The 8,976-nt window shown below is 52.9% G+C and carries 7 protein-coding genes, 1 other RNA gene and 2 pseudogenes; 9 read left to right on the forward strand and 1 reads right to left on the reverse strand.

Features of this window, described 5'->3' with window-relative positions; genetic code table 11:
* From atpA to rny, 9 genes and pseudogenes are all read left to right on the forward strand, one after another.
* Complete coding sequence (atpA, locus tag ACK5LI_RS04765) at positions 1–1,509, forward strand: F0F1 ATP synthase subunit alpha (RefSeq protein ID WP_416946751.1); 1,509 nt, start codon at positions 1–3, stop codon at positions 1,507–1,509.
* A 14-nt stretch (positions 1,510–1,523) separates the two neighbouring features.
* Positions 1,524–2,399, forward strand: coding sequence for a F0F1 ATP synthase subunit gamma (locus ACK5LI_RS04770; protein WP_416946753.1), 876 nt, complete (start codon positions 1,524–1,526; stop codon positions 2,397–2,399).
* A gap of 17 nt (positions 2,400–2,416) precedes the next feature.
* Positions 2,417–3,826 carry a F0F1 ATP synthase subunit beta gene (gene atpD, locus ACK5LI_RS04775; RefSeq protein WP_416946755.1) on the forward strand — a complete coding sequence of 470 codons (1,410 nt, stop codon included), beginning with the start codon at positions 2,417–2,419 and terminating at the stop codon, positions 3,824–3,826.
* Positions 3,827–3,837: 11 nt separating this feature from the next.
* On the forward strand, positions 3,838–4,242 hold the full coding sequence (locus ACK5LI_RS04780) for a F0F1 ATP synthase subunit epsilon (protein ID WP_416946757.1): 405 nt from the start codon (positions 3,838–3,840) through the stop codon (positions 4,240–4,242).
* Positions 4,243–4,824: 582 nt separating this feature from the next.
* Positions 4,825–6,207, forward strand: a complete 1,383-nt coding sequence (glmU, locus tag ACK5LI_RS04785) for a bifunctional UDP-N-acetylglucosamine diphosphorylase/glucosamine-1-phosphate N-acetyltransferase GlmU (RefSeq protein WP_416946759.1) — start codon at positions 4,825–4,827, stop codon at positions 6,205–6,207.
* Positions 6,208–6,238: 31 nt separating this feature from the next.
* Positions 6,239–6,475, forward strand: coding sequence for a cell division protein ZapB (locus ACK5LI_RS04790; RefSeq protein WP_416946761.1), 237 nt, complete (start codon positions 6,239–6,241; stop codon positions 6,473–6,475).
* Positions 6,476–6,519: 44 nt separating this feature from the next.
* A pseudogene (zapA, locus tag ACK5LI_RS04795) lies at positions 6,520–6,675 on the forward strand (cell division protein ZapA); the annotation flags it as partial.
* 98 nt (positions 6,676–6,773) lie between these two features.
* A non-coding RNA gene (gene ssrS, locus ACK5LI_RS04800) (6S RNA) lies at positions 6,774–6,950 on the forward strand.
* 193 nt (positions 6,951–7,143) lie between these two features.
* Positions 7,144–8,703, forward strand: coding sequence for a ribonuclease Y (gene rny / locus ACK5LI_RS04805; protein WP_416946763.1), 1,560 nt, complete (start codon positions 7,144–7,146; stop codon positions 8,701–8,703).
* 130 nt (positions 8,704–8,833) lie between these two features.
* On the opposite strand, the pseudogene ACK5LI_RS04810 reads toward rny, so the two are convergent.
* A pseudogene (locus ACK5LI_RS04810) lies at positions 8,834–8,976 on the reverse strand (IS200/IS605 family transposase); the annotation flags it as partial.

The following is an 8,976-nucleotide window of genomic DNA, read 5'->3' on the forward strand; positions in this document are numbered from 1 at the left end:
ATGCAGATTAAGACCGAAGAAATCAGCCAGATCATCGAATCGCAGATTCAGAATTACGAACAGCGAGTCGAGATGAGCGAAACCGGTACCGTACTGTACGTCGGTGACGGTATTGCACGCGTTTACGGTGTTCGTAACGCCATGGCCATGGAACTGCTGGAATTTCCCGGCGGCCTCATGGGTATGGTTCTGAACCTTGAAGAAGACAACGTTGGTGTCGCCCTGCTGGGTCCCGATACCAACATTAAAGAAGGCGACCCGGTAAAACGTACCGGCAAGATCTTCTCTGTGCCGGTGGGCGATGCGGTCATGGGCCGTGTTCTTAACCCCCTCGGCCAGCCCATCGACGGTGAAGGACCGGTAGATTCTACCGACTACCGTCCTGTTGAGCTTAAAGCTCCCGGCATCATCGCACGTAAGTCCGTGCACGAGCCCATGCCCACCGGTATCAAGGCTATCGACGCCATGACACCCATCGGCCGCGGCCAGCGCGAACTCGTCATCGGCGACCGTCAGACCGGTAAAACCGCTGTCTGCATCGATGCCATCCTTGCGCAGAAAAACACCGACATCCACTGCTTCTACGTGGCTATCGGTCAGAAGCGCTCCACCGTTGCACTGGTTGCAGACACCCTGAAGAAGCACGGCGCGATGGAATACACCACCATCATTTCCGCTACCGCTTCCGAGCCTGCACCGCTTCAGTTCATCGCCGCCTACGCAGGCTGTGCAATGGCTGAATTCTACCGCGACAACGGCAAACATGCTCTCATCATTTATGATGACCTGTCCAAGCAGGCTACTGCTTACCGTCAGATGTCCCTGCTGCTCCGCCGTCCTCCCGGACGTGAAGCATTCCCCGGTGACGTTTTCTACCTGCACTCGCGCTTACTTGAGCGCGCTGCAAAAGTAAACGACAGCCTGGGTGCCGGTTCTCTGACCGCACTGCCCATCATTGAAACTCAGGCCGGTGACGTATCCGCTTACATCCCGACCAACGTTATCTCCATTACTGATGGTCAGGTTTACCTCGAGCCCAACCTGTTCAACGCAGGTATCCGCCCCGCAATTAACGTTGGTCTGTCCGTTTCCCGAGTTGGTGGCGCTGCACAGATTAAGGCTATGAAGCAGGTTGCAGGTACCATGCGTCTTGACCTTGCCCAGTACCGTGAACTGGCTGCGTTTGCGCAGTTCGGCTCCGACCTTGACAAGGCCACTCAGGCTAAGCTGAACCGTGGTGCACGTCTGGTTGAACTGCTTAAGCAGCCCCAGTACCAGCCCATGCCGTTCAACGAGCAGGTAGCTTCCATGTACGCTGCGACCCGCGGCTTCATGGACGACGTACCGGTTGAAGCTATCCGTAAGTTTGAAGCTGGTTACCTTGAGTTCCTGAGAGACGCCAAGGGTGATATCCTCAAGGATCTTGACGAGAAAAAGGCCATTGACAACGACATCGAAGGACGCATGAAAGCGGCTCTCGAAGAGTTCAAAAAAGGCTTCACCGCCTAATCGCGGGGGGTATTATGCCTTCTTTGAAAGATGTCCAACTTAAAATCGCCGGTGTGAAGAAGACCAAACAGATCACCAAAGCGATGAACATGGTGGCCTCGGCCAAGTTGCGCGGTGCTCAGTCCCGCATAGAACGTTTCAGACCTTATGCTGCTAAGTTCTATGAAATGCTGGGCGACCTTGCATCTCAGGCCGACTCGTCTGTCCACCCGCTGCTGGAAAAGCGTGAAGAAGTTAATACCTGCGGTATTATCCTCGCCACCTCTGACCGCGGCCTGTGTGGCAGCTTCAACGTCAACCTGATCAATGACGCACTGCGTCTTGCAAGGCAAAAGGCTCAGGAAGGCAAGACAGTAAAGTTTTACTGCGTTGGCAAAAAAGCCCGCGATGCCGTCAAAAAGACTGAGTTTGAAATAGCCAAAGAAGTTATCAACGAAATGAACTCGTTTGATTTCTCAATGGCTAACTCGCTCGGACTGGACGTCATTCACGCTTACCTGACTGGCGAGCTGGACGAAGTAGTCATGGTTTACGGCGAATTCCAGAGTATGGTTAGGCAGGTTCCTCAGCGCCTCCAGCTTCTGCCCATGGCAGCAGCAGAAGGTGAAGAAGAAGTTGCAGCTCCTTCCAAGGAGTACACCTACGAACCCGCCGTTGAAGGCCTGCTTGCAGAGCTTCTGCCCCGCTTCATTAAAGTGCAGATTTACCGTGGTCTTCTGGACACTTCGGCCAGTGAGCACGCTGCACGTATGACAGCGATGGACAACGCCACAAGAAACTGCGACGACATGATTCGTTCCCTGACTCTGCTCTTTAACAAGACCAGACAGGCAGCGATCACCCGAGATCTCATGGATATCGTCGGCGGCGCTGAAGCCCTGAAAGGATAAAAGGGAGCTAAAGAGGTATGAGTAACATAGGCAAGATCACTCAGGTCATCGGCGCCGTTGTTGACGTCGAGTTTGCCGATGGCAACCTTCCCAACATTTTGAACGCGTTGGTGATTCAGAACCCCAACAACACTGACTGCCCCGAGCTTATCTGCGAAGTGGCACAGCACTTGGGTGACAACGTTGTTCGTACTATCGCCATGGACGCGACCGAAGGTCTCGTACGCGGCATGGAAGTGACCGACACTGGTAACCCCATCATGGTGCCCGTAGGCAGCGCGTCTCTGGGCCGCATCATGAACGTTGTGGGCCGTCCCGTGGACGAAATGGGCGATATCGACGCTGCAAAGAGTCTGCCCATTCACCGTCCCGCACCTGAATTCAACGAGCAGAACACAAACGTTGAACTGCTTGAAACCGGCATCAAGGTTGTTGACCTTCTTATCCCCTTCCCCAAGGGTGGCAAGATGGGTCTCTTCGGCGGCGCCGGTGTTGGTAAGACGGTTATTCTGATGGAAATGATCAACAACATCGCAAAGCAGCACGGCGGTATCTCCGTGTTCGCAGGTGTTGGTGAGCGTACCCGTGAAGGTAACGACCTTTACCATGAAATGAAAGACGCAGGCGTTCTTGAAAAAGCAGCGCTTGTTTACGGCCAGATGAACGAACCCCCAGGAGCACGTGCACGTGTTGCTCTGACCGCACTTGCTTGCGCAGAGTACTTCCGTGACGAAGAAAACCAGGACGTTCTTCTGTTCGTTGATAACATCTTCCGCTTTACACAGGCCGGTTCGGAAGTATCCGCACTGCTCGGTCGTATGCCTTCTGCGGTTGGTTACCAGCCGACTCTGGGTACTGACCTTGGCGGCCTGCAGGAACGTATTACATCTACAACCAAGGGTTCAATCACCTCGGTTCAGGCTGTTTACGTACCTGCGGATGACCTTACTGACCCCGCACCTGCTACCACCTTCTCGCACCTTGACGGTACTCTCGTTCTTTCCCGTCAGATCGCAGAACTTGGTATCTACCCTGCGGTTGACCCGCTCGACTCCACCTCCCGTATTCTCGACCCCAACGTTGTTGGTGCCGAACACTACGGTGTAGCCCGTGAAGTTCAGATGGTTCTGCAGAAGTACAAAGACCTTCAGGATATCATCGCCATTCTGGGTATGGACGAACTGTCCGACGAAGACAAGCAGACTGTTGCACGCGCACGCCGCATCCAGCGTTTCTTGTCTCAGCCCTTCCACGTGGCGGAAGTATTCACCGGTACCCCCGGCGTATACGTAAAGCTCGAGGACACCATTAAGGCATTCCGCGGCATTCTGAACGGTGAATACGACCACCTTGGTGAGAACGACTTCTACATGGTGGGCGGCATCGAAATGGCGGTTGAGCGCTTCAATCAGCGTCAGCAGTCTTAAGGAGCTGACTCATGGAAAAGTCTCTCCAGCTTGAAATCGTGACACCGGACAAGGTCGTCCTGAGCGAGCAGGTGGACTATGTCGGCGCCCCCGGGTACGAGGGTGAGTTCGGCGTACTGCCCAACCACATCCCGTTCCTCTCTGCCCTGGCTATCGGCAGCCTGTACTATAAGGCTAACGGCAAGACTCATTACGCCTTTGTTTCCGGCGGCTTCGCTGAAGTCTCTGACAACAAGGTAACCATTCTGGCCGAATCTGCCGAACGGGCCGAGGACATCGACATCGAACGCGCACGCAAGGCACAAGAACGCGCTAAAGAGCGCTTGAATGTCCAGCGTGACAAAGTCGACGCCACCCGTGCTGAAGCCGCTCTGCAGCGTGCTTTGGCTCGCCTCCGGGTGCGTGACGCTGCCTAGGCATCACGCAACGGTAGCAACCAGAACCTTAAACGGGCCGACATTAGTCGGCCCGTTTTTTTATTATTGTCTCTGCCCACTGTAACGGTGTTACAAAACAGAGGGGCTGCTTCCATGTGACGCGCAAGTGGTAACTCCACTCCGTTTGTCTTTGGGCGGCCTTCAAGCTTGCCTTTGCATACATTTAAAAGTCAGCCCTCAGAAGGAACTACTCGAAACGCATGAACGGCGACGCGACGTCCCCTCTCCTCCCACGCCATGCTGGCTTCCGCGAACATCGCGCATTATTCACAAAATATGATCCCCCTTTTTGATGCATTCAGCGTCACATCTGTACCGCCCACTTATAGCTAAAACTGCTCCGACATATGCCGAAAAAGACCTCACCTCTTCCAATATTATCGGTGCAGCCCACGGTCCGATACAGTATTGCCCTTACCAACTTCAACCTCACAATCAAAGATGAACGTATAGTTTTCTCGTATTTATCTTTACAATAGATGGTTTCTATCTGTAGTTTTCATTTGTTTTTCCACCTGTACTAATCAGACAGGTTAACTAAGATACTCACACGGAGACATTATGTCCTCGCACAAGTATTCCATAGGCGCAGTGATCCTTGCGGCGGGCAAAGGCACGCGCATGTTCTCTCATAAGCCAAAAGTATTACAGGAGCTTTTGGGGGAGCCGATTCTGCGTTTTGTATACAGAGCCTTAGACCCCATCATACAGGGCGGTATCTGGACTGTTATCGGGCATGGTGCTCAGCTTGTCCGTGATGCCTTTGCAGAAGAACAACGCAGCTTTGTCATGCAGGAAGAGCAGCTGGGCACAGGTCATGCGCTGCAGTGTGCCTGGGATGATATAGCAGCCTCAGGCGCAGAGTTTATTCTGGCAATCAATGGGGACACTCCGCTGGTTCAGCAAAGTGCGCTTGAAAAACTGGTAGCCGAAACAACAGCAGCACAAGCGGACGTTGGCTTTATCACGCTTACACTGGATGAAAAAAATGCCTTTGGGCGCGTAGTGCGCGTAAAGGGCAAGGTGAACGCTATTGTTGAAGTGAAAGATTACGACGAAAATACATTCGGCCCTGAACCAAACGAGGTGAATGCCGGAATTTATTTGCTGAAAGTGGCAACCGTCGCACCGCTGCTATCCAGATTATCAAACGCAAACGCCAACGGTGAATATTATATTACCGACATTATCGGTCTTGCAGTGACAGAGGAACTCCATGTACATGGAGTTGAGTGCGGACACGATACAAACCTGATGGGCGTGAACACTCCTGCGGAACTTGCCCGTTCCGAAGAGTCGCTACGCCGGCAGATTGTCGAATCGCACCTTGAGCGGGGTGTCCATATTCATGCCCCGGAATCAGTCCGCATCGGGCCGGAGGTAACCATAGAGCCCGGGGCCATTATTCACGGGCCTTGTGAACTATACGGAAAGACGGCTATTGGTGCAGAAGCAGTTATTCATTCTCACTGCTGGGTAAAAAACAGCGTCCTGCATCCTGCCTGCGAACTGCGCAACTTCAGCCATGTTGAGCAGGCAGAAATAGGCACGGGTGCCGTTGCCGGCCCGTATGCCCGCTTGCGACCGGGCGCAGTGATGGAAGAAGATGCAAGAGTCGGCAACTTTGTTGAGATGAAAAAAGCCATTCTGCGTAAAGGTGCCAAAGCAAGCCACCTGACCTATCTTGGCGATGCCGATGTAGGAAGCGAAGCAAATATCGGTGCAGGAACCATTACCTGCAACTATGATGGAATAAATAAACATCGCACCATAATCGGTGCAAAAGCGTTCATCGGCAGCAACTCTGCCCTTGTTGCCCCTGTAAAAATAGGCGATGAGGCCTTGGTGGGAGCCGGCTCCGTAATAACCAAAGACGTTGAAGATGGTGAACTTGCCATCGCACGGGGACGTCAGAAAAACCTGCGCAAAAAGCGCCATCCTTGATTTCATGCGTCAAAATGATTACAATTCAGACATGGGGCTATTAGACCAGCTGGAAAGCCGGATTGACTCTCTCCTCGAAACTATTGAGGCATTGAGTGAAGATAACCGTCGCCTTAAAGAAGAGGTAGACTCAGGGCTTTCTGCTTTGGCAGATGAGAACAGGGAACTCAAGGAGTCGCTCGAGCAGGAGCGAACCACGCGTGAAACCGTTATGGCCCGCATGGATACCCTGCTTGGTAAACTGAAAACCCACACCGGGGAAGAATAGAGCGCACCGTGCGCAGCTACAACTTATCCGTACTGGGACTTGAAGTGTCCTTTAAAGCCGAAGCCGATCCGCAACGGGTCGAACAGGCACGCCAGCTCGTCGAAGAGCGTTATAATAAACTGAAATTCCACGGGAAGCAGCTTAGCAAGGAAAAACTCCTGACTTTTCTGGTTCTGGGATTGGCAGACGACTTGCTGCAATCAAACCACCAGCAACAAGAGTATCATACAAAGCTCTCGGCGCTGTTGGCAAAGATAGATGAGCATAACCAGCCCGATACGGGCGATGAAGAAGAGAGTTTACCCTGGAGTGTACGTGATTGACCAACTGTTGCTGACCTCACAAGCATAATACAAGGATATCGGAACGGCGGTTCGGTGTGCATGCCCCTCGGGGAAGCCTGAAGTTCCGCCTCAGATGTCCACCTGGGCAACCAGGTCCTGCAATAGAAGGCACACGGCTCTCCGGGGCCTCAATGTATAAGTCGTATCCACCTCCCATAGATGCTTTCATCTGTACCCGTTTGGGAAAGCATCATCCAGCAGGCAGAACGCATATTTCCATGCTCGCCCGCTTCCCTTTATGGAACCGCTCGGTCAGCGTGACCGCATCGGGATTCATTCAACCGGGTCAACGCACCCGATTACCATAAAAGGGAGTCGAGGCATATGGGCCTTTTAGAAATCGTACTCCTCCTCGTGGGCATCGCAGTGGGAGCAGCCACAGGCTTCGTACTGCACAAGATAGTCAGCGCCAAGCGTCTGCAGGACGCCCGCGAACTGGCTGATCGCATCATTGAGGAAGCACGCAAAGAAGCACAGGCGCACAAGAAGGAAGTGCTTATCCAAGGGCAGGATGAGCTTTTCAACCAGAAACGCGAACTTGAGCGTGAGTTCAAAGAGCGCGAACACGAACTGAAAATCAGAGAACGCAAGCTGCAGGAACAGACGGAACGTCTTGAAGAAAAACTTGAAAAGCTTGCGTCGAAAGAACATGAAGCACTTGCTGTAGAAAAAGATCTGAACAAGCGCGAAAGAAAGCTTGGTCAGCAAGAAGAAGAGCTTGAGCACAAAATCGCCGAGCAGGATAAAAAGCTTCAGGAAATTTCCGGCCTCACCGCTGAAGAAGCCAAGGCTAGAATTTTCAGCGAGATTGAAGCAAGAACCCGCCACGAAGCCGGTAAGATGATGCGAGTCATCGAAACCGAAGCCAAGGAAACCGCTTCGCGCAGTGCTCAGAAAATTCTGGCCACCGCTGTGCAGCGTTATGCCGGTGACTTTGTCAACGAACAGACTGTCACAGCCGTCAGCCTGCCCAGCGAAGACATGAAAGGCCGGATCATTGGTCGTGAAGGCCGTAACATCCGCGCTCTTGAGGCCGCCACAGGCGTCGACCTTATCATCGACGACACCCCCGAAACCGTCATTCTTTCGGCCTACAGCCCCTTGCGCAGACAAATTGCCAAGATGGCTCTGGAGCGCCTTATCAGTGACGGCCGCATCCACCCTGCACGCATTGAAGACATCGTCCGCAAGTGTGAGCAGGAACTGGAAGTCCAGCTGCGTGAAGTCGGCGAGCAGGCAACGTTTGATGTCGGCGTTCACGGCATCCACCCCGAGATTATCCGCCTGCTGGGTCAGTTGAAGTACCGTACCAGTTTCTCGCAGAACGTGCTCCAGCACTCCATGGAAGTGGCATCGCTGTGCGGCATTATGGCTGCCGAGCTGGGCATGGACGAAAAACGTGCCAAACGTGCAGGTCTGCTGCACGACATCGGCAAAGCTGTCGATCATGACGTTGAAGGTCCGCACGCCGTTATCGGTGCAGATCTGGCTAAAAAATACGGCGAGTCCAAAGAAATCATCCACGCCATCGCGGCGCACCATGAAGATGTACCGCCCAAAAGCGCACTTGCTGTGCTTGTTCAGGCTGCGGACAGCCTTTCCGGCGCACGTCCCGGCGCACGTAAGGAACTGCTTGAAAACTACGTCAAGCGACTGGAAGATCTTGAAGGTATCGCCAACAGCATGGAAGGTGTTTCCAAAGCCTACGCCATTCAGGCTGGCCGTGAAATACGTGTACTCGTCAACTCTGAAGAGGTTGATGACGATACAACTTACCTGCTTTGCAAAGATATCTCGGAAAAAATCGAGAAGAATCTTACCTACCCCGGACAAATTCGCGTTACTGTTATCCGCGAGCGTCGTGCAGTAGGCATTGCAAAGTAGCCAGCGCTGCTAAAAGCACACAAAAAAAGGTACCCCCCAGCATAGCTGGGGGTTCTTCATATGCGCCTATAAGGCTTTCTTACTAGCAGCGCCCTAGCAGGCGCACGTTCGTCTGGCATCTGCATCTCTGTTACTTGCGACCCGTAAACGGGTTTCCAGAATATGGAAGAGATAATTGATCACCAAGCTTATCATGCTCAAGTTGGTGCCTAATGTAATCTTGTATCTTTGCCTTATTTTTTCCAACTGTATCTACGTAATATCCACGGCACC

This window comes from Oleidesulfovibrio sp. (assembly GCF_047973035.1).
In the GTDB taxonomy this organism is placed as follows: domain Bacteria; phylum Desulfobacterota; class Desulfovibrionia; order Desulfovibrionales; family Desulfovibrionaceae; genus Oleidesulfovibrio.